Genomic DNA, 24,620 nt, shown 5'->3' on the forward strand with positions numbered 1-24,620 from the left:
GTACTGCGAGATCTCCAGCCGCTCCCGCTCCTGGCGCCTCTTCCCCGGCGCCAGGCGCGTGTTCCGGCCGGTTCTTCCGGCCCGGAACATGAGCGGATGGGGATCTGGCGGTACGGACAGGCGGACCGGGCCGGCTTGGTAACTGAACAGCCGGGTGACATGTGAGCGCGTGGGGCAGTGGGGGTCGACATGGGGGAGCCGCGGGGCGCGCACGTTCCGGTGCTGCTCGAGCGTTGCCTCGAGCTGCTCGGTCCCGCGCTCGAACTGCCGGGTGCGGTCCACGTCGACTTCACGCTCGGGCTGGGCGGGCACGCCGAGGCGGTGCTCGACCGTCATCCGGACGTCGTCCTGATCGGGCTCGACCGGGACACCGAGGCACTGGCGCACGCACGACACCGGCTGGCCCGCTACGAGGGCCGGATCCATCTCGTGCACGCGGTCTATCACGAGCTGCCCCGGGTGCTCGACGAGCTCGACATCCCGGCGATCCACAGCGGACTGTTCGACCTCGGGGTCTCCTCGCTCCAGCTGGACGAGGCGGACCGCGGTTTCGCGTACGCGCAGGACGCTCCGCTCGACATGCGGATGGACCAGTCCCGGGGGATCACCGCCGAGGAGATCGTCAACACGTACGAGCCTGGCGAGCTGGTGCGGATCCTCCGGCAGTACGGCGAGGAGAAGTTCGCGCCGCGGGTCGTCTCGGCGATCGTGCGGGAGCGGGCGAAGGCCCGGATCACGTCCACCGCCCGGCTGGCCGAGCTGGTGAAGGACGCGATCCCCGCCGCCGCGCGCCGAACGGGTGGTAATCCGGCAAAAAGGACGTTTCAGGCACTACGCATTGAGGTGAACGGCGAGCTCGACGTCCTCGAGCAAGCGGTTCCGCATGCTTTGGACGCGTTGGCGCCTCAAGGGCGCCTTGTGGTGATGAGTTATCAATCACTGGAGGACAGGATCGTCAAGCGCGCACTCACCGCGAGGTCGCGCAGTACCGGGCCGATCGACCTGCCGGTCGAGCTTCCCGGGACCGGTCCGACGCTGCGGCTGCTCACCAGGGGGTCCGAGCCGCCCAGCGAGGCGGAGGTGGCGGAGAACCCGAGGGCGGCCTCGGTGAAACTGCGCGCCGTGGAACGGATCGAGCAGGGGCGGGGACGAGGGCAGCAGGCGCCCGGGGCCGGCCGCGAACGGCCCCGGATGGCAGCCGGGCCGGCACGCGGCGGCGAACCGGGGCGGCCCGGGGAGACAACGCGCGGGGGACGAGGGCGGTTACGCCCGGGGGCGATGGAGTAGGGGGAGGGGCGAGCATGAGCGAGCGAGACGACGCGCCGCGGTCGGGGGGCCGTGCGCCGCAGTCGCGTGACTACGCCGCCGGGCGGGGGCGCGGGGACAGCCGCGATGCACGGGACCGGGGAACTGGCGCCCGGGGGGCGCGCCAGACCCCCGGATCCGACACGCGCCGCTCCGGGATGCGGAGCGACAGGACGGCCCGCGGCGAGACCGACAAGCCGCTGCGGGGCGGGGCCGAGAAGCCGCTGCGTGGGGCTGAGAAGCCGCTGCGCGGGGCCGGCAAGCCGCTGCGGGGGCGCGGCGGGGAGATCGGCGCTCGGGCCCGTGGTGGCAAGACCGGCGGACCCGTCGAGGGTACGGCCGCGCTCGCGCTCGATGTCTCTGACCTGGAGGTGACGGCCACCGCGCCGGAGCCCGCCGGTCGCCCGCGGCTGTGGGTGGCCCCGCCGGCGCCGATCCGGGCGCCCCGGGCCACGTTCGCCGCGGCGGTGGTCGCCGTGGTGCTGCTCGGTGTGCTCGGCATCCTGTTCATCAACACCAAGACGATGGAGCAGTCGTTCCGGCTGGACGCGCTGCGCAAGGAGAAGGCCGTCCTGGACAAGGAGCAGCTCACCCTGGAGCAGCAGCTCATCCAGGCGTCCAACCCGGGCAACCTGCACGCCGCGGCCCGCCGGCTGGGCCTGGTGCTGGCCGAGGACCCGGCCATGATCCGGCTGCCGGACGGGAAGATCATCCGTCCGCCGAAGCCCGGTCGCGGCCCGGTCGGCCCGACCGCGCAGGACTCGCCGGACGCCGGCCGGACCGGGGACGCGTCCGGTGGTGGGCGGACCCAGGACTCGCCCGACGCCGGCGGTCAGGTCCAGAACCCGGCGGGCCAGACCGTGCCGGGCACCCAGGGCACGCAGGAGCAGGGTGTTCAAGGCGCACAGGGCCAGGGTGTTCAGGGCGCGCAGGGTGTCCAGGGCACGCAGGGGCAGGGTGTTCAGGGCACGCAGGGCACCCTGGGCGTGCAGGGCACGCAGGGTTCGCTGGAGATTTCCGGCACGACCGCCGAGGACTCTCCCGACGCCGTGGGCGCGCCGCCCGCCGGCGCCGGGCAGTAGGCCGGCATGGCGCCGCGAGCCGAGGACGAACCGCGCCGGGGTGCATCGCCCCGGCGCGGCTCGTCGCGCGATCTTCCCGGTCCGGACGAGCACGACGAGCGCGAGGACGGCGCCGGCCGGCGGGGGCGGTCCAGCATCGGGGAGGCTCGTGCCTACACCCCGCGCGGCCGCACCGTGGCTGAGCGGGGACGCCTGCCGCGCTCCGGGCGCACCACCGACCCGTTCCGGCCGGCGCTCCAGGTGCTCGACGGCGGCGAGGCCGGCCAGCGTACGCGGGGCCGCGGGCGCCCGGCCGACACCACCCCGGAGGCCGAACCGGAGACTCCGCGCCAGACCAGGGCGGATCGGAAGGCGGCACCGGAGCGGGACCGGACAGCGGCACCGGAGCGGGACCGCAGGGCCGCACCGGAGCGCGACCGGGACCGCGACCGGAAAGCGGCATCCGAGCGGGACCGCCGCGCGGACCTGGACCGGGATCGGCGGACGGGACCGGAGCGGGAGAGCGGACGCGGGCGCCGGACTGATGCCGGTGTCCGCCGGGATGCCTCTGACCGGGAACGTGCGGGCGTAGGGCGTACCGCAAAAGCCGAAGGACCACGACGGACCGCAACCGGACGCGGTGACCGCCGATCCGACCGGCCCGGCGCACCGCGCCGCCGGCCCGAGCCGCCCAAGCTCGCCAACAGCACCCGCCGGCTGCGGCTGGGCACCGTGCTCGCGCTCGCGCTGTTCGTCACCATCGGTGTGCGGCTGGTCGTGTTGCAGGTGGCCACCCCGTCGGAGGAGATCGCCAGCCTGCAGCTGCTGCGCACGAAGCGGCTTGCCACGGTCGACCTGCCGGCGCCGCGCGGCAGCATCCTGGACCGGTTCAACAACGTGCTCGCGCACAGCGTGCCGGCCCGCTATGTGCACGCCGACCCGGAGAACGTCAAGCTCCAGGGGCAGATCCCGGCGGTCGCGGCCGAGCTGTCGCCGGTGCTCGGCATCCCGCGCTCCGAGCTCGAGGCGAACATGCAGCGCAAGCAGGTGCTGGGCCGGTGGACGCAGTTCCGCTACCTGGCCCGCGGCGTTGACGTGACGAAGGCCGACCGGATCGACGCGTTGAAGCTGCCGGGCATCTACACCGCCAGCGACGAGCGCCGCGACGTGCCGGGCAAGGACCTGGCCGCCAACCTGATCGGCTTCACCGGCGACGAGCAGCGCGGCCTGGAGGGCCTGGAGGCACGCTACGACGACCTGCTGCACGGCACCGACGGCCAGCGGGTGTTCGAGATCGGCAAGGGTCCGTTGAACGCGCCGATCCCGGGCGGGTACGAGCACGAGAAGAAGGCCGAGCCGGGCAGCTCCCTGCAGCTCACCATCGACCGGGAGCTGCAGTTCAAGGTCCAGCAGGTGCTCGCCACCGAGGCCGAGAAGCGCGACGCCACGGTCGGCGGGGCGGTGGTCCTCGACGCGCGGACCGGCGAGGTGCTGGCGCAGGCGAGCTACCCGCCGTTCAGCGCGGCCGAGCCGAACAAGGTCGATCCGGAGGACCGGGTCGACTTCTCGACCAGCGTGGTCACCGACCCGGGCTCCACGCACAAGGCGTTCGTCTTCGGCGCCGCGCTGCAGGAGGGCATCATCACGCCGGACTCGGTCCGGAAGATCGGCCCGGCCATCGAGCGGGGTGGCGAGCCCTTCGAGGACACCCACCCGATGCCGCCGAACACCGAGATGACCATGCCGGGCCTGCTGGCGCTCTCCTCCAACGTGGGCACCATCCTGATCGGTGAGCAGCTGGGCAAGGAGAAGATCTACGAGTACCAGCAGAAGTTCGGGCTGGGCCGGGCCACCGGCGTGGGCATGCCCGGCGAGGCCGAGGGTCAGCTGCTGAAGCCGGAGGACTGGAGCGGTTCAGCGGTCGGCTCGGTCCCGGTCGGGCACAGCGTCGCGGCCACGCTGATCCAGATGGCCGCCGGGTACGGCGCGATCGCCAACGACGGCACCTGGATCCAGCCGCACCTGGTCAAGGCGACCATCGACGGGGACGACGACAAGGTCACCCCGGCGCCGCCGCCGCAGACCCGCAAGGTGCTCGACCCGCACATCGCCGCCCAGCTGCGGACGATGATGGAGGCCGTGGTGCAGCACAAGGACGGCACCGGCAAGGCCGCCCGGGTGACCGATTACCGGGTGGCCGGCAAGACCGGCACCGGCAAGCTGCTCATCGACGGCCAGTACACCAGCCACAACGCCAGCTCGTTCGTCGGCATGGCGCCGGCCGAGGACCCGCGGTACGTGATCGCGGTGTCCATGGATGTCCGTTCCGGCGGCGGTGGCGCCGTGGCGGCGCCGGCGTTCAGCCAGATGATGTCCTACACCCTGCTTCATTACCGTGAGCCACCGTCCGGTACCAAGCCACCGACCTTCAAGATCCATCCATGAGTCCCCGCCGCATGGCGTTGACAGGAACCTGTGCGGCACGGGGTAGGGTCTGACGCCGTGTCCGGCATTCCCCGACCCGAGACCGTTCCGCCGTTCCGGTTGCAGCAGCTCGCCGAGCTGCTTCCGGCGGCGCTGAGCGGTGGTGACATCGCCGTCACCGGGGTCACACACAGTAGTGGCGCGGTTCGTCCCGGCGATCTTTACGCGGCCTTGCCCGGCGCGAACCGGCACGGTGCGGAGTTCATCGCCGGTGCGGCGGGCTCGGGCGCGGTGGCGGTGCTGACCGACCCGGCCGGCCGGGACGCCGCGGTCGCCGCCGGGCTGCCGGTGCTGGTCGCCGACGATCCGCGTGCGGTGCTCGGCGCCGCAGCGGCCGCGATCTACGGTGAGCCGTCACGACGGCTCACGATGATCGGCATCACCGGCACGGCCGGCAAGACGTCGACGTCCTATCTGGTGGAGGCGGGCCTGCGGGCCGCCGGGCTGGTGAGCGGCCTGGTCGGCACGGTGGAGACCCGGATCGGCGACGTGGTGGTCAAGAGCGTGCGCACCACACCGGAGGCGACCGACCTGCAGGCGGTGCTCGCCGCCGGGGTGGAGCGCGGGGTGCAGGCCGTGGTCATGGAGGTCTCCAGCCACGCGCTGGTGATGGGCCGGGCCGACGGGATCCGGTTCGCGGCCGGCGGCTACACGAACTTCGGGCAGGATCACCTGGACTTCCACCCGACGACCGAGGAGTACTTCGCGGCGAAGGCCCGGTTGTTCGACGGCCGGTCCGCGGTCGAGGTGCTGAACCGGGACGACGCCGAAGTGATGCGCCTCCATCGGGAGGCGTCGATCACCTACTCGGCGGCCGGCGACCGGGCGGCCACCTGGTGGGCGGGCGACGTCCGGCCCTCCGACTTCGGCCAGCTCTTCACCGCGCACGGCCCGGACGGCCTGACCGTCGAGACCGGCGTCGCCCTGCCCGGCCTGCACAACGTGGCGAACGCGCTGCTCGCGCTCGCCCTGCTGACCGCGGTCGGCGTCGACCCGGCGGTGGCGGGCCGGGGCATCGCCGCCTGCCGGGGGGTGCCCGGCCGCCTGGAGCAGGTCGAGGCGGCGAGCGACGTCCTCGGCGTGGTCGACTACGCGCACAAGCCGAACGCGATCGTGGCGGCCCTCGCGGCGCTGCGTGAGCTGGCCACCACCCGCGGCGGGCGGCTGATCTGCGTGCTCGGCGCCGGGGGCGACCGGGATCGGGGCAAGCGGCCGCTGATGGGCGAGGCCGCCGCGCACGGCGCCGATCTGGTGATCATCACAGACGACAACCCCAGGACCGAGGACCCCGCTGTCGTACGGGCAGCCGTGCGCGCCGGAGCCGAGGCAGCGTCCACGCCCGCCAAGGTCATCGAAGTGTCCGGCCGGCGCGCGGCGATCAACGAGGCGGTCCGGCTGGCCACGGCCGGCGACGTGATCGCAGTGCTGGGCAAGGGCAACGAACAAGGCCAGGAGGTCGGCGGCGAGGTGCTGCCGTTCGACGACCGCATCGAGCTGGCCGCCGCGCTGGAGGGCCGACCATGATCCGCATGACGCTGGCCGAGATCGCATCCGTCGTCGACGGGAAGCTGGTCAACGCCGACGCTGCGACACCCGTGACCGGAAGCGTGGAGTACGACTCCCGCCGCATCGGGCCGGGCGGCCTGTTCGTCGCTTTCGCCGGCGAGAAGGTCGACGGGCACGACTTCGCCGGCACCGCCGTGGCGGCCGGAGCGGCCGGCGTCCTCGGCTCCCGGGACACCGGGCAGCCGGGCGTCGTGGTCGAGGACCCGCTGGCCGCGCTGGCGGCGCTGGCCCGGGCCGTGGTGTCCCGGCTGGACCAGCTCACCGTCGTCGGGCTGACCGGGTCGTCCGGGAAGACCACGACCAAGGACTACATCGGGCAGCTGCTGGCCCGTCTCGGGCCGACCGTGGCGCCGGCCGGTTCGCTCAACAACGAGCTCGGTTTTCCCTACACGGTGCTGCAGGCCACGCCGGAGACCCGGTTCCTGGTGCTGGAGATGGGCGCCCGCGGGATCGGGCACATCCGGTACCTGACCGGCATCGCCCGCCCGCGGATCGGCGTGGTGCTCAACGTCGGCGCCGCGCACATCGGCGAGTTCGGGTCGGTGGAGGGGACCGCGCTGGCCAAGGGCGAACTGGTCGAGGCGCTGCCGTCGGACGGGGTGGCGATCCTCAACGCCGACGATCCGTTGGTTGCGGCGATGGCGTCCCGCACGGCGGCGCGGGTGGTGCTCGTCGGCGAGTCCGGGAACGCGGACCTGACGGCGACCGATGTCGTGCTCGACGAGGCCGGGCGCGCCAGTTACACACTTCAGGACGCCGGACCTGTCCGTCTCGGCGTCACCGGCCGTCACCAGGTGGCGAACACGCTCGCGGCCGCCGCCGTGGCGCTGGCGGCGGGCATGGACCCGGGCGAGCTGACCACCGCCCTGGGCGAGGTCGGCATCGTCTCCGGCCGCCGGATGGACGTCTTCACCCGGCCCGACGGCGTGACGGTCATCGACGACTCGTACAACGCCAATCCGTCCTCCACCGCGGCCGCCCTGCGCGCGCTCGCGGCGATGGGGGAGAAGAAGCGCACCACCGCCGTCCTCGGGTACATGGCCGAGCTCGGCGAGTTCGAGAACTCCGGTCACACCGAGGTCGGGCGGCTCGCCGCCGAGCTCGGCGTGGACCGGCTGATCGTGGTGGCCGGCGAGGCCCGGCCGATCCTGGACGGCGCCGCCGGCTTCACGGGGTGGCCGGGCACCGCGCACTTCGCCGCCGACCAGGCAGCCGCGATCGAGATTCTGCAGCAGGACCTGCGCGCCGACGACGTCGTGCTGGTCAAGGGTTCCCGGTACCGCACGTGGGACGTCGCCGACTGGCTGCGGCGTTCCGAGGAGGTTTAGCCCCGTGAGGGCAGTAATCGTCGCGGCCGCGGTCGCCTTTCTCATCTCGCTGTTCGGCACCCCGCTCGCCATCCGAGTCTTCTCGGCCCTCAAGGCGGGACAGCCGATCCGCACCATCGGCCCGGCCACCCACATGGGTAAGAAGGGCACCCCCACGATGGGTGGGGTGGCGTTCATCATCGCCACGGTCTTCGCGTACGTGGCCGGTCACCTGGCCCTGACCACGCTCCCGGACCGGCAGATCGCCCAGGAGAAGCCGACCATGACCGCCCTGGTCCTGCTCGGCGTCTTCGTCTTCTGCGGCGCCGTCGGCTTCCTGGACGACTTCCTGAAGGTCCGCAAACGCAACTCGGACGGCCTCAGCGCCAAGGGCAAACTGCTCGGCCAGCTGATCATCGGCACCGGCTTCGGCATCGCCGCGCTGTACTTCCCGAGCACCAACGGCCAGACCGTGGCCAGCGAGCAGATCTCCTTCATCCGCGACGTGAGCTGGCTCGACGTCGGCAAGGTCGGCTCGGTCATGGTCTTCGTCTTCGTCATCATGGCGATGTCCAACGGCGTGAACCTGACCGACGGCCTCGACGGCCTGGCCACCGGCGCCTCGATCCTGGTGCTCGGCGCGTACTCGCTGATCGGCTTCTGGCAGTACCGCCACTGGTGCGGTGACGACGACTACCGCACCATCAGCAGGCTCACCGAGCAGCACTGTTATCAGGTCCGGGACCCGCTGGAGATCGCCATGATCGCGGCAGCGGCGGCGGCGGCCTGCGTCGGCTTCCTCTGGTGGAACACCAACCCGGCTCGCATCTTCATGGGCGACACCGGGGCGCTCGCCCTCGGCGGCCTGATCGGCGGCCTCGCGGTGGCCACCCGCACCACGCTGCTCTCGGTCATCATCGGCGGCCTGTTCGTCATCATCACGATGTCGGTGGTCATTCAGATCATCTCGTTCAAGACGACCGGCAAGCGGGTGTTCCGGATGTCTCCGCTCCAGCACCACTTCGAACTGGCCGGCTGGAGCGAGGTCAACATCGTGGTCCGCTTCTGGATCATCGCGGGCATCTGCGCCGCCATCGGTCTGGGCCTGTTCTACAGCGATCACCTGGCGGTCATGGGCTGACCGCCGAACCACGCCGAGGCCTGCGTGGGGAGTTCGGGTGCGCTACGCACCTCAAGTCCCCACGCTGGTGGTTCCGCCGTGGGGGGTGGTGGGCCGCCTGGGCCCGGCGGGCGCCGGGCGGCCTGGACGCTGCAGGGAGACCGCGGGGTAGCCCCGGGACTGTCTGGAATCGGCGGGGACTGCGATGTGCGTACGCCAGAAGAAGCAGTGCGGGCAAGAAAGTCGTCCAGGTCTCCCGCGACACGCCATCGACGTGACGCTGCCTCGTGTGCACACCGGACGATGATGGGGACATGGCGGACGACCGTAGTTCCATGGCCCGCCCGTCGCTGAGCCGGCAGCTGCTGCCCGCGGTGCACGGGCTGCTGGCGCGACCTCTGTCGTCCTACTACCTGCTGATCGCCAGCTCCGGCATGCTGCTGCTGATCGGGTTGACCATGGTCTTCTCGGCGACCAGCGTGGAGGCGTTCGCGAAGCACGGCGACGCGTTCTCGGCCACCAGCAGCCAGGTGGTCTATGCGCTTCTCGGGCTGGTCGCGTTCTGGGCCTGTCAGCGGCTGCCGGCGATGACCTTCCGCAGCCTCGGCAAATATGTGCTCGGTCTGGCGATCGTGCTGCTCACAGTGCTGGCGGCGCTGAACGCGCTCCGGTCGGTGGGGGTGCTGGGGCCGAAGCAGACTCTCGGTCCGCTCAACGCCAACCTGAACTGGCTGATCCTCGGTCCGGTCAGCATCCAGCCAGGTGAGCTGGCCAAACTCGGCATGGTGCTGTGGGGTGCCGACGTGATCGCCCGCAAGGGCGCGGACCTCGGTTACTGGCGGGAGCTGGCGATGCCGCTGTTCCCGGTGATCGGGCTGCTGTTCGTGCTGGTCGGCTACAACGACCTCGGCACCATGCTGGTGCTGCTGGCGCTGATCGTGGGGCTGCTGTGGGCGGCCGGCGTGCGGATGCGGGTGTTCACCGCGCTGGGCGTGCTCGGGCTGGCCGGCGTGGGCCTGCTGATCGCCGCGGCGTCGCGGGGCGCGGGTTCGGGCGCGGTGGGTGAGGAGAACTACCGCTTGGCGCGGCTCACCAGCTTCCTCACCCCGCTCGACAAGTGCGACCCGACGAAGGAGTGCTACCAGGCCATCTCGGGCCGCTCAGCGATCTTCGAGGGCGGCTGGTTCGGGGTCGGCCTGGGGGAGAGCGCGCTGAAGTGGGGCTGGGTGCCGGAGGCGGAGAACGACTTCATCTTCGCGATCCTCGCCGAGGAACTGGGCGTGGTCGGGTGCGCGGTGGTGCTGGCGCTGCTGTCGGTGCTCGCGTACACCGGGTTCCGGATCGCCCGCCGCGTGCAGGACCCGTTCCGCCGGCTCGCCGCCTGTGCGATCACCACTTGGCTGGTCGCCCAGGCCGTGATCAACATGGGCGGGGTGGTCGGGCTGCTGCCCATCACCGGCCTGCCGCTGCCGTTCATCTCCGCAGGTGGCAGCGCCTTGATCGTGACGCTGGCGGCGATCGGCATGCTGGCCTCGTTCGCCCGTGCGGAACCCGAGGCGGCGCGAGCCCTGAACGCCCGTCCGACGCCGAGATGGGTGCGACTAGTGTGGGCCCCGCTGCCGCCGCTCCCCCCGCCGCGGCGGCCGGGCAAGCCGCGCCCGCCCGCGCAGAAGAAGCCGGGCGTTCGGGCATCCGCGGACGCGGGGGGCGAGAGGAGACGGTGATGGGTCCGCTGCGGTCGGTCGTGCTCGCCGGAGGAGGCACCGGTGGTCACATCTATCCGCTGCTCGCCTTCGCCGACGCTCTGCGGCGCCACTTCCCCCAGGTCAGGATCACGACGCTGGGCAGCCCGAAGGGGATGGAGAACCAGCTCATCCCGGCGGCGGGGTACGACCTGCGGGTCATCCCGGCGTTCCAGCTGCCGCGCTCGCTGAACCTGGACCTGCTGCGCACGCCGGACCGGATGTGGAAGTCCGCCTCCGCGGCCGGCGAGATCATCGACGAGGTGCAGGCCGAGGTCGTGGTGGGCTTCGGCGGGTACGTGTCGGTCCCGGCCTACCTGGCGGCGTGGCGGCGCGAGCTGCCGATCGTGATCCACGAGGTCAACGTGCCGCCGGGCGTCGCGAACCGGATGGGCATGAAGTTCACCAAGCGGATCGCCGTCGGTTTCCCGCACCAGCTGGAGCAGGCCGAGTCGCTGCGCAACGCGCGGCTGGTCGGTGTGCCGCTGCGCACCGGGATCACGCACATGGACCGGCCGGCGCTGCGCCCGCAGGCGCTCTACCACTTCGGGCTGCGCCCGGACCTGCCGGTCCTGTTCGTCTCCGGCGGCTCGTCCGGCGCGCGCACCATCAACCTGGCGGTCGCCGCGGCGGCCAAGCGGCTGGCCCACGCCGGCATCCAGGTGCTGCACGTGCAGGGCGGGCGCAACGACCCGTTCGAGGTGCCGAACGACCTGCCGGTGCCCTATGTCGTCGTGCCCTACCTGTCGGACATGCAGCTCGGTTACGCTGCCGCCGACCTGATGCTCTGCCGGGGTGGGGCGATCACGGTCGCCGAGACCACCGCGCTCGGCATGCCGGCCGTCTATGTGCCGTACCCGTTCAGCAACCAGGAGCAGCGCCGCAACGCGCTGCCGGTGGTGGAGTCGGGTGGCGGCCTGCTGGTCGACAACAGCGAGCTCACCCCGGACTGGATCGAGCGCCACATCATCCCGCTGGCGCGGGACCGGCAGCGCCTCGCCACGATGGGCGCCGCGGCCGCCGGGTACGGTCGCCGCGACGGTGACGAGGCGCTGCTGCGCTTCGTTCTGGAGGCAGTGCGTTGATGACTTTCGGTGAGGGAGTGGATCTGTGAACACGGCGGAGCTGACGCCGGCCGGTGAGATGACCGCCGAGGACCTGGGCAGCGTGCACCTGATCGGGATCGGCGGCGTCGGGATGGCCGGCCTGGCCCGGCTCCTGCTCACCCGCGGCGTTCCGGTCTCCGGCAGCGAGCTGCGCGAGTGGCCCGCGCTGACGGCGTTGCGCGCGCTGGGCGGCACCGTCCACATGGCGCACGAGCCGTCGAACCTCGACGGTGTCGACACGGTCGTCTACTCCACCGCGATCCCGCAGGACCACGTGGAGATGGTGGAGGCGCGCCGGCGCGGGCTGCGCGTGCTGCACCGCTCCGAGGCGCTCGCCGCGGCGATGACCGACCGGCAGACGATCGCGGTGGCCGGCACCCACGGCAAGACCACCACCACGTCGATCATGACGGTGATCCTGCAGCACGCCGGGCAGGACCCGTCGTTCGTGATCGGCGGCGAGATGTCGGCGGCCGGCTCGAACGGGCACCACGGCACCGGCCCGCACTTCGTGGCCGAGGCCGACGAGCACGACCGCACCTTCCTGATCTACCGGCCGCACGTCGCGATCATCACGAACATCGAGGGCGACCACCTCAACAACTGGGGCGACCTGGAGACGCTGAAGGCGGGCTTCCTGGAGTTCGGGTCGCTGGCCGACGGGTTCGTGGTGACCTGCGCGGACGGGCCGGGCACCGAGGAGCTGATCGCCGGGCTGCGGGCGGCCGGCCGGACGGTCTACACGTACGGCGAGTCGGCCGGCGCGGACCTGCGGGTCAGTGACATCGTCACCACCGTGAGCGGCGTGCGGTACTCCGCCGAGCTGGACGGCGAGTCGCTCGGCGAGATCAAGCTGGCGCTGCCCGGCACGCACATGGGCCTGAACAGCGCGGCCACCGTGCTGACCGCGCTGAAGCTGGGGCTGCCGCTGACCAAGGTGGTCGAGGCCCTGGAGTCGTTCCCGGGGGTGCGGCGGCGGTTCGAGCGCAAGGGCATCGCCGCGGGCGTGCGGGTGTACGACGAGTACGCGTACCACCCGACCTCGGTGAAGGCGGCGCTGCGCACGCTGCGGGACGTGGCCGGCGACGGCCGCCTGCTGGTCGTCTTCCAGCCGTACCGGGTGTACCGGACCCGCGATCTGGAGGCCGACCTGGCCGACGCGCTGGCGGTCGCCGACGAGGTGATCTGCATGGAGGTGTTCGGGCCGGGGGAGACCCGCGGCCCGGGTGAGGGTGGCCGTTCGCTGACCGCCGCGATCCAGCTGCCCGCCGAGTGCAAGGTCTTCGTGCCGGACTGGGAGGACGTGCCGGCCGAGGTGGTGCGGCGCAGCCGTCCCGGTGACGTGGTGGTGACCATGGGCGCCCCGCCGATCTCGCTGATGGGCGACGAGCTGCTGGGCGCGCTGGCCGAGGCGGATCAGCAGCCGGACCTGGCGCGCTGACCGATGGCGGGCGGGGGCGCGCGTAACTGGCGGCTGGTGCGGGCCGACACGGACGCCGTGCCACCGTCGGCCCGGCGCTTCATGGCGCGCGCCCGGCAGCGCCGGCTGCGCGCCGCACTGCCCTGGGCGGTCACCGCCGGCGTGCTTCTGGTCGTGGGTGGCCTGGTCTGGCTGGTCTACGGCACCGCGGTGCTGGGTGTGCGACAGGTGCAGGTCGTCGGGTCCGAGCTGCTCAGCCCGGAGCAGGTGCGCGAGGCGGCGGCAGTGCCCGACCGGCAGCCCCTGGCCCGGGTGGACCTGGACGAGGTGAGCGCCCGGGTGCGCGGCCTGCCTCCGGTGGACCGGGTGGTGGTGAGCCGCAGCTGGCCCTCGACGCTGGTGGTCGAGGTGGTCGAGCGGACCGCGGTGGCCGCGGTGCCGGGCCGGGGCCAGTTCCTCCTGATCGACGCCGAGGGCGTGCCGTTCCGGGTGGTGTCGAAGCAGCCGCGCGGGTTGCCGCTGGCCCGGCTCGCCACGCCCGCGCCCACCGACGGCAACACCGGCTCGGCGCTGACCGTGCTCGGCTCGCTCAGCGACGAGCTGCGCGAGCAGTTGGTGGCGGTCTCGGTGCCGTCACCGGTGGAGATCCGGCTGGAGTTGCGCAAGGGCCGCGTGGTCGTCTGGGGCGACGACACCAAGAGCGACGAGAAGAGCAAGGTGGCCACCGCTCTGTTAGGACAGAAGGGCGAGGAGATCGACGTCAGTGCACCGTCGGTCGTGACGATCAGGTAGGTTACCCATTATTCGGACAATATGGGTGCAAACGGAATAATCGCCGCAAGGTTACGGGTGAGTCGGATTCTCGCCACGTAAGCGGATGCGACACGCCGCTCGGGGTCTTTGGCTGCGGGCGGATGTCCGCATACGTTGCGTCGAGAGGTTGGAGTGGTTGACATAACTCTAAACCTCTAGTAGAGGGTGAGGGTTTCCTCGCCCTCCCTTGGACGGCAGCGAATGTCGAAAGTGCGGTTCCTCCTGGCGGGCCGCAGGGGCCGTCGACATTCGCCAACCCCGGAAGGGAAGGCTGAGCCCGATGACACCTCCGCACAACTACCTGGCGGTCATCAAGGTGGTCGGCATCGGCGGTGGCGGCGTGAACGCCGTGAACCGCATGATCGAGGTTGGGCTCAAGGGCGTCGAGTTCATCGCGATCAACACCGATGCACAGGCCCTGTTGATGAGCGACGCCGACGTCAAGCTGGACGTCGGCCGGGAACTGACCCGCGGCCTCGGGGCCGGCGCGCAGCCCGACGTCGGCAAGAGCGCCGCCGAGGACCACCGCGACGAGATCGAAGAAGTGCTCAAGGGCGCCGATATGGTCTTCGTGACCTGCGGCGAGGGCGGCGGTACCGGCACCGGCGGCGCGCCCGTCGTGGCGAACATCGCCCGCAAGCTCGGCGCGCTCACCATCGGCGTGGTGACCCGGCCGTTCTCGTTCGAGGGCAAGCGCCGTCAGGTGCAGGCCGAGGCCGGCATCGACGAGCTGCGCAACCAGTGCGACACGCTGATCGTGATCCCGAACGACCGGCTGCTCGCCCTCGGCGACCGTGGGATCAGCATGATGGACGCCTTCCGCCAGGCCGACCAGGTGCTGCTCTCCGGTGTTCAGGGCATCACCGACCTGATCACCACGCCGGGTCTGATCAACCTGGACTTCGCCGACGTCAAGAGCGTCATGAAGGAAGCCGGCAGCGCCCTGATGGGCATCGGCTCGGCGCGCGGCGACAACCGCGCCGTGGAGGCCGCCGAGAAGGCGATCTCCAGCCCGCTGCTGGAGCAGAGCATGGACGGCGCCCGCGGCGTGCTGCTCTCCATCGCAGGCGGTTCCGACCTCGGCCTCTTCGAGATCAACGACGCGGCGCAGCTGGTCACCGACGCGGCCCACCCGGACGCGAACATCATCTTCGGTGCGGTGATCGACGACGCGCTCGGCGACGAGGTCCGCGTCACGGTGATCGCGGCGGGCTTCGACGGGGGCACCCCGTCGTACAAGCCGGCCGAGTCGGTGCGCAAGGTGCCGCAGCCGGCCACGCCGCCGGCCGCGCCGCAGGTGCCGGCCAGCCCCGCGAGCACCAGTGCTCCGGTGGCGCCGGCCGCGCCGACGCCGCGCAGCCGGATGCTCTTCGACGACGTGGACGTGCCGGACTTCCTGAAGAACGGCTCCTGACGCTGCTGGGTTCTGATGACTGATCCCGGCCGCCGCGCGCAGCTCGCCGCTGCCCTGGACCAGGTGCGAGAGCGCATCGATCGAGCCTGCGCGGCGGCCGGCCGGCCGCCCGGGGCGGTCACCCTGACCGCGGTGACCAAGACGTACCCGGCGAGCGACGTCCTGTTGCTCGCCGGGCTCGGCGTCACCGACGTCGGGGAGAACAAGGCGCAGGAAGCGGCCGCCAAGGCGACCGAGGTGCAGGCCGCCGGGGTGCGGCTGCGCTGGCACTTCGTCGGGCAGTTGCAGCGCAACAAGGCACGGTCCGTGGCGGCGTACGCGGACGTGATCGAGTCGGTGGACTCGGAGCGCCTGGTCGCCGCGCTGGCCCGGGCCGCCGCCGAGCGCGAGGTCCCGCTCGAGGTGCTGATCCAGATCAGTCTGGACGGCGACCCGGCCCGCGGCGGCGTGGTTGAAAATGATCTTTGGCGGGTATCCGACGCGGTGACCTCATCGGACGGTCTGCGGCTCGGCGGCCTGATGGCGGTCGCGCCGCGGGGCTGGGACCCGGATCGCGCGTTCGCACAGCTCGCCGCCCTGTCGGAACGGATGAGCGAGCGTTTTCCCGGCGCCACCACGGTCTCCGCGGGCATGAGCGGCGACCTGGAGGCGGCCGTCCGGCACGGGGCGACACACGTACGGATCGGTACATCTTTACTCGGGATGCGAAACTCGCTGCGGTAGCCTTGCGGCGGGCAGCAAACTACACAGGTGTTGTTTTACGCGACGCGCCTCCCCGGGCGCCGGCGCGTTCGACGACGCGGCGTCGCAGCGGGTCGTGGGTCCGAATCGGATCTTTTTCTCGGCCCGCAAAGGGGGGACGCGGCACGCCGAGGGGGCGCGGGCCGCAACAGCGGACGGAGAGGTGGGGGGCATGGACTCATCCCAGGAGGGGGCGGCATGAGCGGCGCGTTCCGTAAGGCGGGCGTCTGGCTCGGCCTCGTCGAGGAAGACGACGACCGTGGGTACGACGACCGCGGCTACCGGGAGAGCTCCTACCGTTCACGGGACCGTGACCGCGACCGGGATCGGGACCGTGATCGCGACCACCGCTACTCCAGCGAACGGTACCTCGACGAGTTCGCCGACGACGAGGACGTCGAGGAGGAGCGCGCCGTGCCGCGTTCCCGTCCGGAGCGCTCCGAGCGCCGGCTCTCCTCCACCCGCGGTGACATGGACCGGTCCGCCCGGGCCGACCTGGACCGGGACGAGAGCGAGCGCCTCGATCGGGCGAGCGTGCGCTCCATCACCCGGCCCACCGTCGCCCCCGAGCAGTCCGGTGCGCTCACCTACTCCACGCGGGAGAACCTCGCGCTGAAGCCGCAGCCCGCGGTTCAGCCGGTGGTGCACCAGCGGCCGATCGAGGAGGAGCAGCGTTACCAGATCACCACGCTGCACCCGACGACCTACCGCGAGGCGCGGACCATCGGCGAGCATTTCCGCGACGGTGTCCCGGTGATCATCAATCTCACCGAGATGGACGAGTCCGACGCTCGGCGCCTGGTCGACTTCGCCGCCGGGCTGGCCTTCGGCCTGCGCGGTACGATCGAGCGCGTGACCAACCGGGTTTTCCTGCTCTCACCGGCGAATGTCCAGGTCACCGCCGAGGACAAGGCCAAGATCGCTGAGGGCGGCTTCTTCACCCAGAGTTGATGCACCCCGAGCTGATTGACCCGAACGAGGGATCCGCCTGACGTGCTGTCGATCGTGTTCCAGATCCTCTACATCCTGCTTTACGTCTTCTTCATCGTGCTGCTGGCGAGGTTCGTGCTGGGTGCGGTGCTCCAGTACGGACGGCGCTGGCAGCCCAGCCGGGGTGCGTCCGCCGGACTCGAATCGGTGTGGAGCGTCACGGATCCGCCCCTCAAGGCGTTGAGGCGTGTGATCCCACCGCTGCGCATTGGTAACGTGAGTTTGGACCTGGCTTCCATCGTGCTGCTGGTTATCCTGTTCGTGCTCATGAACTTCGTGCTAGCTCCGTTGATCCACACCTACAGCTAGACAGCAGCCCCGCCCCAACCGCGGCCGCGACTGACCCGAGGAGTTTCGATGCCGCTGACCCCGGCCGACGTGCACAACGTCGCCTTCAAGAAGCCCCCGATCGGCAAACGGGGGTACGACGAGGAGGAGGTCGACGCTTTCCTTGACGAGGTGGAGCGCGAGCTCGCTCGTCTCATCGAGGAGAACAACGAGCTGCGCGCCCAGGTGGAGCGCGGCGGTCGGGGTGGCGCACCAGCCGGCCCGGGCGCCGACCCTCGCATGGCCGCCGAGCTCAACGACCTCAAAGCCCAGCTCGACCGGGTGCAGCGGGACAAGACTGCGGCCGAGCAGGCCGCCCGGCAGATGCAGGCCGAGCTGGAGCAGGTCCGGGCCCAGGGCCCCGGCCCCGGCGCCGGCCCGACCGGTGCGGACGGCGAGCAGCAGGCGCTGCGCGTGCTGATGATGGCCCAGCGCACCGCCGACGACCACGTGTCGGACGCCCGCCGCGAGGCCGACAAGCTGCTGGCCGACGCCCGTTCCAAGGCGGAGGAGGTCACCCGCGAGGCGCGGGCCAAGGCCGACGCCCTCGAGCGGGACGCGCGTCAGCGGCACCAGGAGGCCATGGGCGGCCTGGACGCCAAGCGGACCGCGCTGCAGAAGCACATCGAGGAGCTCAAGCAGTTCGAGCGGGAGTACCGCACGCGCTTGAAGGCTTACCTCGAGAGCCAGCTGCGCGACCTGGACGGTCGTGGTCAGGGCCTGGAGGCCGAGCTGACCAGGGCCGACGCGGGTCGCGCCGTGGGCGGCTCGGGCGGTCTCGCCGCGGCCGGCCTGGCCGGCTCGTACGGCGGTGGCCGCGCCAACTCCATCGAATCGGGTCGCTGACCCAGCCCCCGCACCGCGACGAGGATGAGCCATGATCGTTGCTAGTTTCCTGCTCATCCCCGTCGCGGTGTTGTTCCTCGCGCTCGGTCTGATCAATGGCTCGAGCAGTCTTCTGATAGCTTCCATCGTGGTCAGCCTGCTGGCCGCGGTGGCCCTGGTGGTCGGTCTTCGGCAGGCCGCTGCGGCCCGGCGTGCGACCGCCCGTCCCGCCCGGCCCGAGCCCTCCGGGCAGCGGGCCTTCGCTGAGCCGGACCCCGACCCCGACCGCGCGTTCGCCGAGCCTGCCCCTGCCTTCGCTGACCCGGCTTACGCCGAGCCCGCTTACGCCGATGACCTCGCCTCCGCGCGGACCGTGCCGGCGACCGAGCAGCCGGTCCGTGGTGCGCGCCCTTCCGCCGACGATTCTGCCCCCGTCGCCGCCGGGTTCGCAGGCGATTCGGTGAGCTACGACGAAGCCGTGCTGGCCGACCAGGCCGGCGCCGCGGCACTCCCGCCGGACGACGTCGACGAGGTGCGCGAGGCCGGCGCGAGCGACGAACCGGACACGGATCCGCCCGGTGGCGCAGACTACGCTCAATCCGACTCCGCGCCGCAAACCGGTGCTCCGTCCGGTCCGTCACCCGACTATGAGCAGGCTTCGTCGGCGATCGGGGCGGCCCGCGGCCCGGAACCCGACGATCAGCGCTGGCGCCGGCCCGCCGAGGCGGCGGCCGGGACGGGCGAGGCCGCCGACGAGTTCGGCGAGCCGGACGACGACGATCCCGACGACGAGCCGCTGCCCCAGTCGGTGCGGCCCGCCGATGCGGTGCTGATCGCCCGGCTGGACCTCGAGGTGCTGGTGGTGGACGGACGGCCCCGTTACCACATGGCGGACTGCCCGCACCTGGTCGGCCGGCTCACCGAGCCGCTGCCGGCGAACGAGGCGGTGGAGCTCGGGTTCAGCCCGTGCGGCCTGTGCCGCCCGGTGGACCGGCTGGTCGCCGCCGTGGCGCACCGCTGACGGTGGCCGCTCGCCGGTCTCCCGAAGGTGACTCGGTCGCCGTGCGGGTGCGGCCGGGCGCGGGCCGGACCCGGGTGGGCGGCCGTTACGACGGACCGCACGGACCTGCCCTGGTCGTCGCGGTCGGCGCACCCGCTGTCGACGGGAAAGCGACCGAGGCGGTGCGCCGAGCGCTGGCCGGTGCGCTGGAGGTTCGTCCGGCGGAGGTGTCCCTGCGGATCGGTGCCACCAGCCGGGACAAGGTCTTCACCGTGGCGGCGCCCGCGCAGGAGTGGCAGCGGCGCTGGGTGGAGTTGCGCGACGGTTCGTGACGGCGGTATTGATGCCGGTTTGTCGGTCACGGCGCGGCTGCCGGGTTGTCGCACCACTTCACGGTCCGTATCCTTGCCAACCCAGGACGTGCGCGGTCGTTGTTCAGCCGCGCCATTTGTGCAGGTGGGGGAAGATCTACGGCGGCGACCGTCCCACCCTTCGCCGACGCGACACGGGGAACCGACCGGGGGGACAGGCGCCGCCCCTGAACCCGTACACCGCTGATCGCCGCGCACCGGGCGCGGCCGAGGGAGCGACGATGGCCAAGGCAACCGAAACCCGCTCCGGCTCCGGCACCGCCGCGGAGCGCAGCCGCAGCGAGGCCGAGACCGCCCAGATCCGGCAGGCTCTGGTCGCGCGGCTCGACGAACTGCAGGCCGAGTACGATCAGGCGCTCAGTGAGATCACCGCGTTGCAGCGCGAACGGTTCGCCGACTCGGCCGGGGACGACCAGGCCGACACCGGCACCAAGACGTTCGAGCGGGAACAGGAGATCACGCTGGCCAACAACCTGCTCGAGCGGATCAATCAGGTGGAACGCGCCATCGATCAGCTCGGGAAGGGCAACTACGGTTGGTGTGAGCGGTGCGGCAACCAGATTCCGGTCGAGCGACTGGCCGCGTTCCCGTCCGCCACGCTCTGTGTCTCTTGTAAGCAGTTGGAGGAACGACGCTGAACGCCGACGAGCCAGCGGCCGCGGAGCCCAAGTCTCCGCGGTTCGCGCCACGTGCCGTTGCTGTGCTGGCCGCCACCGCGGTGATCGCCGTGGCGCTGGACCAGTGGACCAAGCACCTCTCCACCGAGAACCTGGAGCCCGGCGAGCCGGTCCGGATCCTCGGTGGCCTGATCCACCTCTCGTTGCTGCGCAACAGCGGGGCGGCGTTCAGCTTCGGCAGCGGATACACCTGGATCTTCCCGATCATCACGCTGGTGGTGGTCGGCTGGATCGGGTGGATGGCCACCCGGCTGCGGTCGCTGCCCTGGGGTCTCGCGCTCGGCCTGGTGCTGGGCGGGGCCCTCGGCAACCTGACCGACCGGTTGTTCCGCGCGCCCGGCTTCCTGCACGGCCACGTGGTCGACATGATCAGCGTGTTCGGGCCGTACGGTGAGTACTTCGCGGTCTTCAACGTGGCCGACAGCTGCCTGAGCGTCGGTGTGGTGCTCGCGGTGCTGCTCGAGCTGACCGGGCGGCAGCGTGACGGCAGCCGCCTGCCGAGCAAGAAGGACGCCGCACAGCCGGCGACCGGTGCGGAGGAGCGGGCATGACCGGACAACGTTCGCTGCCGGTGCCGGACGGGCTCGACGGGATGCGGCTCGACCAGGCAGTCTCCCGCCTCTTCGGGTTGTCCCGGACTGCGGCCGCGACCCTGGTCGAGGCGGGCGACGCGCTGGTGGACGGTGTGCCCCGACCAAAATCGGACAAGGTCACCGCCGGCTCGTGGCTGGAGGTCACCCTGCCCGCGCCGGTGGCCGCACCGGTCATCGTCGCCGAGCCGGTGCACGGCCTCGGCATCATCTACAGCGACGACGACATCGTGGTGGTCGACAAACCGGTCGGTGTCGCCGCGCACCCCAGTCCCGGCTGGACCGGGCCCACCGTCCTGAGCGGCCTGGCCGCCATGGGGCAGAACGTGGCCACCACCGGCGCCGCCGAGCGGCAGGGCGTCGTGCACCGCCTCGACGTGGGCACCACCGGGCTGATGGTGGTGGCCAAGAGCGAGATGGCGTACAGCGCTCTGAAGCGGGCGTTCAAGGAGCGCGAGGTGGAGAAGCGGTACCACGCCGTGGTCCAGGGACACCTGGATCCGCTGCGCGGCACCATCGACGCCCCGATCGACCGGCACCCGACCGCCGACTACCGGTTCGCGGTGATGCAGGGCGGCAAGCCGAGCGTCACCCACTACGACACCGTCGAGGCGTTCCGTTCGGCCAGCCTGGTCGACGTGCGGCTGGAGACCGGCCGGACACACCAGATCCGGGTGCACTTCTCGGCGATGCGGCACCCGTGTGTGGGCGACCTGACGTACGGGGCGGATCCCACCCTGGCGAGCCGGCTGAAGCTGGACCGTCAGTGGCTGCACGCCCGGGAACTGGCATTCCTGCACCCCCGAACGCACGATGAGGTCAGGTTCGTCAGCGATTACCCTGACGACCTGAAACACGCGCTGGCCGTCCTGGAGGACGCCGGCTGATCGTCGGTGAGTGGGTCGCGGTGAACTTCTTTCCACGTGGCGAGGCCGGCAACATCCGGCACCGGCCCACGGCCTCGCGCCGTCGGGCCCGGCGTCAGGTCGAGAATCGTTCACTGCCCCCGGCCGCGGCGGGACGCGGCTCGCTCCGGTTGCAGGTCATGACCGGAGCGGCGCTGGTGGCCGCCGCGGCGCTGGTCCTCGCCGTGGTCTGGGTGGACCGCGAGCTGCCGTCCGGCGCGGGCCCCGGCGAGGTGGTCCGGGTCGGCGTGGTCGAGGGCCAGTCCGTCCCCGGTTACCTGGCGCACACCCGGCACGAGATGGCGGTGCTGACCGACCCGTCGGCCCCCGCGGTGGGGGAGACCTGGGCGCTGGTCAGCCTCCAGGCGTACGCGACGCCTGCCCGGCTGGCCGGGGTGCTGGCCGGTGCCGCGGTCGCCCAGGTGTACGCGCGGGTGCCGCTGGCGGACACCCGCACCCAGGTGTCCCGGATCCCGATCTACCGGATGCCGGCGGACGTCGCCGCCGGGATGCTCGACGTGGCCCTCGCCCGTGATCAGGAGCAGGCGGAGTACCTCCGGCTGAGCCGGTCGCTGGACGGCTCCGGGCGCCACCACGACCGGCTACGGGCGACGTACGAGTCGGCGGCCCGGACCGCGGCGCGGGAGGCCGCGGCGTACCGGGCCGGGTGCGGATGCGTCTTCGCCGCGGTGGTGCGCGGGACGCCGGAGATCCTCGGCCGGATCACCCGGCACGACGGGGTGCGGGCGGTGGACCCGGCGCCGGAGGTGCGGCAGCTGGACCGGACGGAGTTCCGGCCGCCGCTGCCGGAGGAGGACGGCACCGTGCGGGCTGACCCGTCGGTGACACCTGTGCCGTCCGGCGGGCCCGCTGTTGCGACCAGGACACCGCCGCCTATACCGTCGTCGATCGGGATCCCTGTGACATCCACCTCACCGAGGTTTTCGGGCGGGGAGTCGCTCCCGGCCGTATTGCCTTCCGAAGAACCACGTGCCGTACCCTCGGGGCCTGACGCGAGTCCTGCTCGCGACGGGCCGGATGCCTTCGCCGGAGCATCTGCCGGAGCGTCCGCCCGTTAGTTTTTCCGTCTGCGAAACGTTCGGGTGGATGCACGTGCACGACCAGCGTGCCGCTATGTGATCAAGAACGACCGGAGGATGGGCGGTTGGCCGGTGGCCCGAATAGGGTCACGTCCGTAGCCTGTCAGGGGCAGACCTCGCCGTGACAGACGTCCGGGTGGACACAGTTCGGGTAGGCGTAGAAAGGACGAGCCGTGGACGGGACCGAGACCGGCTGGGGCCGGCCTGCGGAACCAGCCCCGCGCTGGCGGGCGCTGCTCGACCGTGCCCGGCATGGGAACCGCAGCGACGAGCCGGACGAGAACCGGGCCGAGGGCCCGCAGCCGCAACCGCAGCCGCAGCCGCGTGGCCAGCAACTCCCGACCCGCGGCGCGGCCCCGGTGGAGCGCCGCCCGTTCAACCCGCTCGATCCGAGGTCGGCCCAGCAGGCCGCCGCCGAGCGCCGGCTCGCCGAGGCCCGGGCCGCCGAGTCGCAGCCCGAGCAGCGGCAGATGCCGCAGCGCCCGATCAATCCGCTCGACCCGCGCTGGCAGTCCCGCCGCGACAGTGAGCCGGGCAGCAGTTTCTTCGAACCGGCACCGCGGACGGCTCCGGCGGCACCACCTGTCCAGCCGCCGCCACCTGTCCAGCCGCCGCCACCTGTTCAGCAGGCACCGCCTGTCCAGCCGACCGCCCGAGATTACGGAGCCGGCCCCGGTTATGCGGCCCCGGCGCGGGAGTACCCGCCGAACGGGTACCCGTCGGCCAACGGATACCCGCAGCAGAACGGCTACGCGCTGCCCGCGGTCAACGGGTTCTCCGGTGGCGCCACCACGTACCCGCCGGCGCCGGCGGCCTATCCGCCGCCGGCCGCCCCGGCAGTGCCCCGCACTCCACCCTCGGCCGCGGCACCGGCCTCGCCGGCCCCGGCGGCGGCCCGGATCGAGTGGCGGCAGACCCGTAACGACGACGGGCTCGACCGGGCCGTCTCGGTGATGCGGCGCAAGCTCGGCAAGCCGCGCGTGCTGGCGTTCGCGAACCCCAAGGGCGGCGTGCACAAGACCACCGCCACGGTGCTCGCCGCGGCCACCATCGGCAGCGTCCGCGGCCGTGGGGTGCTCGCCTGGGACGACAACGAGCTGCGCGGCACCCTCGGCCTGCGGGCCGGCAGCGCCCGCCACGCGCGGACCATAAAGCATCTGCTGGCCGACCTGATGCGGATCGAGAACCTGCACGGCGACGCGCTGCTCCAGGAGCTCGACGCCTATCTGCGGCACGCCTCCGACGGGTCGTACGACGTGCTCGCCGGTGAGGAGAACCCGCGGTTCGCCGCGCGCCTCGACCAGGGCACGGTGCGGCGGGTGACGGACCTGCTGCGGCGCACCCACGACGTGATCTGTGTGGACACCGGCAACAACGTGGAGAGCGTGAACTGGCAGACGGTCATGCGCACGGCCGACCAGCTGGTGATCACCACGGTGCCGCGGGAGGACGCCGCGTTCACCGCGGACTGGATGCTCGACGTGCTGGAGGAGAGCGGGATGGGCGACATGGTGTCGAACGCCGTGACGTTGATCTCCTGCCCGTCGCCCGGGCACCTGCCGCTGCTCGAGGACTTCAAGAAGCACTTCGCCACCCGGACCCGGGCGGTCGCCGTGGTGCCCTACGATCCGGCGCTCGAGGTCGGTTCGTCGATCGAGTACGCGGATCTCCAGAACGAGACACGCCAGGCGTGGCTGCGGGCGGCGTCGGTCATGTTGGAGCCGTTCGCGGAGTAGGTTTCGTCGTACGTCCGGGC

Annotated in this window: 22 protein-coding genes; all 22 read left to right on the forward strand. The window is 71.8% G+C overall.

The window, feature by feature from the left end:
- Positions 1-189: 189 nt before the first annotated feature.
- On the forward strand, positions 190-1,287 hold the full coding sequence (gene rsmH, locus AC0NH5_RS19365; RefSeq protein ID WP_474405601.1) for a 16S rRNA (cytosine(1402)-N(4))-methyltransferase RsmH: 1,098 nt from the start codon (positions 190-192) through the stop codon (positions 1,285-1,287).
- A 176-nt stretch (positions 1,288-1,463) separates the two neighbouring features.
- On the forward strand, positions 1,464-2,387 hold the full coding sequence (gene ftsL, locus AC0NH5_RS19370; protein ID WP_474405603.1) for a cell division protein FtsL: 924 nt from the start codon (positions 1,464-1,466) through the stop codon (positions 2,385-2,387).
- 6 nt (positions 2,388-2,393) lie between these two features.
- Positions 2,394-4,811 carry a peptidoglycan D,D-transpeptidase FtsI family protein gene (locus tag AC0NH5_RS19375; protein WP_474405605.1) on the forward strand — a complete coding sequence of 806 codons (2,418 nt, stop codon included), beginning with the start codon at positions 2,394-2,396 and terminating at the stop codon, positions 4,809-4,811.
- A 57-nt stretch (positions 4,812-4,868) separates the two neighbouring features.
- Positions 4,869-6,374, forward strand: a complete 1,506-nt coding sequence (locus AC0NH5_RS19380) for a UDP-N-acetylmuramoyl-L-alanyl-D-glutamate--2,6-diaminopimelate ligase (RefSeq protein ID WP_474405608.1) — start codon at positions 4,869-4,871, stop codon at positions 6,372-6,374.
- Complete coding sequence (locus AC0NH5_RS19385) at positions 6,371-7,744, forward strand: UDP-N-acetylmuramoyl-tripeptide--D-alanyl-D-alanine ligase (RefSeq protein WP_474405611.1); 1,374 nt, start codon at positions 6,371-6,373, stop codon at positions 7,742-7,744. Before AC0NH5_RS19380 ends, AC0NH5_RS19385 begins: the two co-directional genes overlap by 4 nt.
- A 4-nt stretch (positions 7,745-7,748) precedes the next feature.
- Positions 7,749-8,864, forward strand: coding sequence for a phospho-N-acetylmuramoyl-pentapeptide-transferase (mraY, locus tag AC0NH5_RS19390; protein WP_474405614.1), 1,116 nt, complete (start codon positions 7,749-7,751; stop codon positions 8,862-8,864).
- Between the two features lie 293 nt (positions 8,865-9,157).
- Positions 9,158-10,567 (forward strand): FtsW/RodA/SpoVE family cell cycle protein, encoded by a 1,410-nt coding sequence (locus AC0NH5_RS19395; RefSeq protein WP_474405617.1) that lies wholly within the window; start codon positions 9,158-9,160, stop codon positions 10,565-10,567.
- Positions 10,567-11,670: an undecaprenyldiphospho-muramoylpentapeptide beta-N-acetylglucosaminyltransferase gene (murG, locus tag AC0NH5_RS19400; RefSeq protein WP_474405620.1), complete on the forward strand. Its 1,104-nt coding sequence runs from the start codon at positions 10,567-10,569 to the stop codon at positions 11,668-11,670. Before AC0NH5_RS19395 ends, murG begins: the two co-directional genes overlap by 1 nt.
- 25 nt (positions 11,671-11,695) lie before the next feature.
- Positions 11,696-13,132, forward strand: coding sequence for a UDP-N-acetylmuramate--L-alanine ligase (gene murC / locus AC0NH5_RS19405; protein ID WP_474405623.1), 1,437 nt, complete (start codon positions 11,696-11,698; stop codon positions 13,130-13,132).
- A 3-nt stretch (positions 13,133-13,135) separates the two neighbouring features.
- Positions 13,136-13,903 (forward strand): cell division protein FtsQ/DivIB, encoded by a 768-nt coding sequence (locus AC0NH5_RS19410; RefSeq protein ID WP_474405626.1) that lies wholly within the window; start codon positions 13,136-13,138, stop codon positions 13,901-13,903.
- A 301-nt stretch (positions 13,904-14,204) separates the two neighbouring features.
- The gene (gene ftsZ, locus AC0NH5_RS19415; RefSeq protein WP_474405629.1) at positions 14,205-15,338 is read left to right on the forward strand and encodes a cell division protein FtsZ; all 1,134 of its coding nucleotides are present in this window, start codon (positions 14,205-14,207) and stop codon (positions 15,336-15,338) included.
- Positions 15,339-15,353: 15 nt separating this feature from the next.
- A complete protein-coding gene (locus AC0NH5_RS19420; RefSeq protein WP_474405632.1) occupies positions 15,354-16,061 on the forward strand; it encodes a YggS family pyridoxal phosphate-dependent enzyme in 708 nt (235 codons plus the stop codon).
- A 216-nt stretch (positions 16,062-16,277) separates the two neighbouring features.
- Complete coding sequence (locus tag AC0NH5_RS19425; RefSeq protein WP_474405634.1) at positions 16,278-17,030, forward strand: cell division protein SepF; 753 nt, start codon at positions 16,278-16,280, stop codon at positions 17,028-17,030.
- A 42-nt stretch (positions 17,031-17,072) separates the two neighbouring features.
- Positions 17,073-17,378 carry a YggT family protein gene (locus AC0NH5_RS19430; RefSeq protein WP_474405637.1) on the forward strand — a complete coding sequence of 102 codons (306 nt, stop codon included), beginning with the start codon at positions 17,073-17,075 and terminating at the stop codon, positions 17,376-17,378.
- Positions 17,379-17,426: 48 nt separating this feature from the next.
- Positions 17,427-18,242, forward strand: coding sequence for a DivIVA domain-containing protein (locus AC0NH5_RS19435; protein WP_474405639.1), 816 nt, complete (start codon positions 17,427-17,429; stop codon positions 18,240-18,242).
- 31 nt (positions 18,243-18,273) lie between these two features.
- Entirely contained in the window at positions 18,274-19,242 is a 969-nt protein-coding gene (locus tag AC0NH5_RS19440; protein WP_474405641.1) for a hypothetical protein, read from the forward strand.
- A gap of 41 nt (positions 19,243-19,283) precedes the next feature.
- Entirely contained in the window at positions 19,284-19,553 is a 270-nt protein-coding gene (locus tag AC0NH5_RS19445; RefSeq protein ID WP_474405642.1) for a DUF167 domain-containing protein, read from the forward strand.
- A 260-nt stretch (positions 19,554-19,813) separates the two neighbouring features.
- The gene (locus AC0NH5_RS19450; RefSeq protein ID WP_474405643.1) at positions 19,814-20,230 is read left to right on the forward strand and encodes a TraR/DksA family transcriptional regulator; all 417 of its coding nucleotides are present in this window, start codon (positions 19,814-19,816) and stop codon (positions 20,228-20,230) included.
- A complete protein-coding gene (gene lspA, locus AC0NH5_RS19455; protein ID WP_474405712.1) occupies positions 20,227-20,820 on the forward strand; it encodes a signal peptidase II in 594 nt (197 codons plus the stop codon). The genes AC0NH5_RS19450 and lspA overlap by 4 nt, the downstream gene beginning before the upstream one ends.
- Complete coding sequence (locus AC0NH5_RS19460) at positions 20,817-21,746, forward strand: RluA family pseudouridine synthase (protein WP_474405646.1); 930 nt, start codon at positions 20,817-20,819, stop codon at positions 21,744-21,746. Before lspA ends, AC0NH5_RS19460 begins: the two co-directional genes overlap by 4 nt.
- 158 nt (positions 21,747-21,904) lie before the next feature.
- Positions 21,905-22,843, forward strand: a complete 939-nt coding sequence (locus AC0NH5_RS19465) for a hypothetical protein (RefSeq protein WP_474405648.1) — start codon at positions 21,905-21,907, stop codon at positions 22,841-22,843.
- Between the two features lie 194 nt (positions 22,844-23,037).
- A complete protein-coding gene (locus AC0NH5_RS19470) occupies positions 23,038-24,600 on the forward strand; it encodes a MinD/ParA family ATP-binding protein (protein WP_474405649.1) in 1,563 nt (520 codons plus the stop codon).
- The last annotated feature ends 20 nt before the right edge of the window (positions 24,601-24,620 follow it).

The organism is Actinoplanes sp. 13, from assembly GCF_056134165.1.

Bases quoted from the DNA above. Each gene is read 5' to 3' on its own strand.
- rsmH (WP_474405601.1), top strand. From the start codon at position 190: ATGGGGGAGCCGCGGGGCGCGCACGTTCCGGTGCTGCTCGAGCGTTGC.
- ftsL (WP_474405603.1), top strand. From the start codon at position 1,464: ATGCGGAGCGACAGGACGGCCCGCGGCGAGACCGACAAGCCGCTGCGG.
- AC0NH5_RS19375 (WP_474405605.1), top strand. From the start codon at position 2,394: ATGGCGCCGCGAGCCGAGGACGAACCGCGCCGGGGTGCATCGCCCCGG.
- AC0NH5_RS19385 (WP_474405611.1), top strand. From the start codon at position 6,371: ATGATCCGCATGACGCTGGCCGAGATCGCATCCGTCGTCGACGGGAAG.
- AC0NH5_RS19395 (WP_474405617.1), top strand. From the start codon at position 9,158: ATGGCGGACGACCGTAGTTCCATGGCCCGCCCGTCGCTGAGCCGGCAG.
- murG (WP_474405620.1), top strand. From the start codon at position 10,567: ATGGGTCCGCTGCGGTCGGTCGTGCTCGCCGGAGGAGGCACCGGTGGT.
- AC0NH5_RS19410 (WP_474405626.1), top strand. From the start codon at position 13,136: ATGGCGGGCGGGGGCGCGCGTAACTGGCGGCTGGTGCGGGCCGACACG.
- ftsZ (WP_474405629.1), top strand. From the start codon at position 14,205: ATGACACCTCCGCACAACTACCTGGCGGTCATCAAGGTGGTCGGCATC.
- AC0NH5_RS19420 (WP_474405632.1), top strand. From the start codon at position 15,354: ATGACTGATCCCGGCCGCCGCGCGCAGCTCGCCGCTGCCCTGGACCAG.
- AC0NH5_RS19425 (WP_474405634.1), top strand. From the start codon at position 16,278: ATGAGCGGCGCGTTCCGTAAGGCGGGCGTCTGGCTCGGCCTCGTCGAG.
- AC0NH5_RS19435 (WP_474405639.1), top strand. From the start codon at position 17,427: ATGCCGCTGACCCCGGCCGACGTGCACAACGTCGCCTTCAAGAAGCCC.
- AC0NH5_RS19440 (WP_474405641.1), top strand. From the start codon at position 18,274: ATGATCGTTGCTAGTTTCCTGCTCATCCCCGTCGCGGTGTTGTTCCTC.
- AC0NH5_RS19450 (WP_474405643.1), top strand. From the start codon at position 19,814: ATGGCCAAGGCAACCGAAACCCGCTCCGGCTCCGGCACCGCCGCGGAG.
- AC0NH5_RS19460 (WP_474405646.1), top strand. From the start codon at position 20,817: ATGACCGGACAACGTTCGCTGCCGGTGCCGGACGGGCTCGACGGGATG.
- AC0NH5_RS19465 (WP_474405648.1), top strand. From the start codon at position 21,905: ATGACCGGAGCGGCGCTGGTGGCCGCCGCGGCGCTGGTCCTCGCCGTG.